Genomic DNA, 2412 nt, shown 5'->3' on the forward strand with positions numbered 1-2412 from the left:
CGGCGCGCGGTCGGCCCGTGAGGCTGAGGCCGTCGCGCGTCTGCGGCCGGGTATGCCGCCGGGAGGCTCTTAGGGAGGGGGGCCTTGGTGGACCCGCTATGGCCCCGAGGCGCGGCTCAATGCGGCTCAGGCACCGAAGAGACCACACCGGCCGGGGCGGGCGTGGTCTCTTCCTGCGGCCACGGCCGCGCACGGTCCGTCTGCCGTCGGCCCTCCACCGCAGCATGCGGGAACTCCGAGGCTTTTCAGAGGGGGAACCGGCCGCCCCCCACTGAAAAGCCTCGGGAGCCCCTGACAGGGCCGGAGCAGGCAGGCGGCCCGTCCTGGAGGCCGCCCCGGCGCACGTCCGGCCGCAGACGCGCGACGGCCGTCGGCCCCACGGCCGACGGCGCGCCGACAAACGCCCGCCCGCAGGGCGGTCCTTCTTACTCACCCCAGACGCAAGTCCGCATAAACGATGGTTGCATCATCACTCTTCTTGTTGCGTGGCCATCGCTCCCCACGCGCATCGGAGTCTTCCAGCGACCTNTTCTTACTCACCCCAGACGCAAGTCCGCATAAACGATGGTTGCATCATCACTCTTCTTGTTGCGTGGCCATCGCTCCCCACGCGCATCGGAGTCTTCCAGCGACCTAACACGGCCGATGATTTCTACCGGACGGCCTGCCTCCCGAAGTTCCGTGAGCACGTCCGCCCAACTTGACTCGGAGAACAGGTCCACAATGCGCGCCGCCCCATCGGTGAATACTGCCAGGTCACGCACGCTGGCAGGGTCCACCGCTCCAGTGAGAGCGTGGTCCACGCCCGAGGGCTCGGATGCAGCGATCCAGTATCCGCCTTCGTGATTTTTCGCGGCCAACTCTCCCGCCTTCATTCGCAAAAGCGCCGCTTCCTTTTCCGGGGAACCGATAGGGTGGCGGTCTGCTTCTGCTCGCTCAGCACGGGCGGTTGAACTGACGCGCGGATCGGTCACGACGGAGACCCCAGCACTGCCGCAAATAACCAAACTGACATCCCCGAGCACTAGATAATCTAGCGACACCCCGAGGCGGACAATCGCAACTGCCGCTGACGGACTTCCGGGGTGCTTCAAGTCACACTCGGAGTGCAGTCCGGCAACGCGGCAGATCGCTTTCCGCAACACTTCCTTGAGTGGAAGATCGGCATCTTGCGCGAATTCCTCGATGGCCGATCCAAGATTCTTGGCATACCAAGAGACTCCGTGCACGCAACCAGTATCCGTGCGGGCCGTAGCGCCATCCAGGACGATGATCAGTTCCCGAGTAGCGCTCACCCAGTCTTCATTCGCCTTCGGCGGGCTACCAGCTTGCGATTCACTCAGTACGCGCATCACGACACTCCCTCGTGCCGGTAGAGCTGGGTCACAGGCTTCACGGTCTCTAGCTCACCTGTCTTCTGCCCGAAGACACAGTGGATAATCAAGGAAAACCGCCGAGTCTTGACCTCTCGGTATAGCGCCTCTAGATGGCCTTCCAAGTAGCGCACAGCACCCAACGTTCCCGGGCCGTGTATACCGGCAATGTAGAGGAAAGTTCCACGCCCATCCGGACGCGGAAGGCGACCAATGTACGCGTAATCTTCGTGCCTACCATCCTTGACGGGCGAGTGGAACTCTTCGCCCGTTGCGCGGTTCAGGAGATACCACCCTCGTTCACCGCTTTCAAAGCCTAGAATCTCGTCCGACTCCAAGACTTGCCCAACAAACGGAAGAATGCGGGGACTGCCAAGTACGATCAGATTGGGGCGGTTCAGCTTCACCATTCCTGGCGGTGGAACCACTTCGCTTTGAACCTTTAGATTCAGGGACTGGGCGATTTCGGAAATGCATTCGTAGGAAGCAAGCATTTCCGCCGACACTGCGAGCTTGGGCTTTTCAGCCTCGCGCTTCCCGCCCAACGCCACCGTTAGCGGCCCACTGCCCAGGAAGATCCGCTCCGGACGGGGACCGGAGGACAGGAGCTGACCGACTCGCGCCCTGGTCATCCCCACCTTTTCAGCGATGTGTGCCTGAGTCATCCCGCCGGAAAGCATCTCTTCCAGTGCTTCACGGCGCATTCGGGACAGTTCGAGGATGGCCGCCTGGTGCTCATCGATCAAGACACCGGCACGCCGCGCCCGGTCGGCCGGATCGCCCACCTCTCCGAGGCCCTGGATCTCGATCATTTCGACTCGCCTCCCCTGCTCAGCGGCGGTGCCCGCCGCGATGGCATGAGTCTATCCACCAATGGGGGTTGACGCACGCAAGGGGGCTTGCCTTAAGCTCCTCCACAGCGGAGGCAACCCCCCTTGACGGGGGCAAGCCTCCTAGACGAATCGAGGGGCGGCGCCCTACCGCCAAGCAGTCGCCGCCCCCCTAGCCCTTGGAAGGGGTAGTTCCATGATGCCTGGAA

2 protein-coding genes are annotated in these 2412 nt (G+C 63.1%); both read right to left on the minus strand.

Features of this window, described 5'->3' with window-relative positions; genetic code table 11:
• Positions 1-536: 536 nt before the first annotated feature.
• The gene (locus RKE29_RS29335; protein ID WP_312008748.1) at positions 537-1352 is read right to left on the minus strand and encodes a protein phosphatase 2C domain-containing protein; all 816 of its coding nucleotides are present in this window, start codon (positions 1350-1352) and stop codon (positions 537-539) included.
• Complete coding sequence (locus tag RKE29_RS29340) at positions 1352-2185, minus strand: sigma-70 family RNA polymerase sigma factor (protein WP_312008749.1); 834 nt, start codon at positions 2183-2185, stop codon at positions 1352-1354. Before RKE29_RS29340 ends, RKE29_RS29335 begins: the two co-directional genes overlap by 1 nt.
• Positions 2186-2412 lie beyond the last annotated feature (227 nt).

Origin of the sequence: Streptomyces sp. B1866 (assembly GCF_031932565.1) — a bacterium.
Taxonomy (GTDB): domain Bacteria; phylum Actinomycetota; class Actinomycetes; order Streptomycetales; family Streptomycetaceae; genus Streptomyces.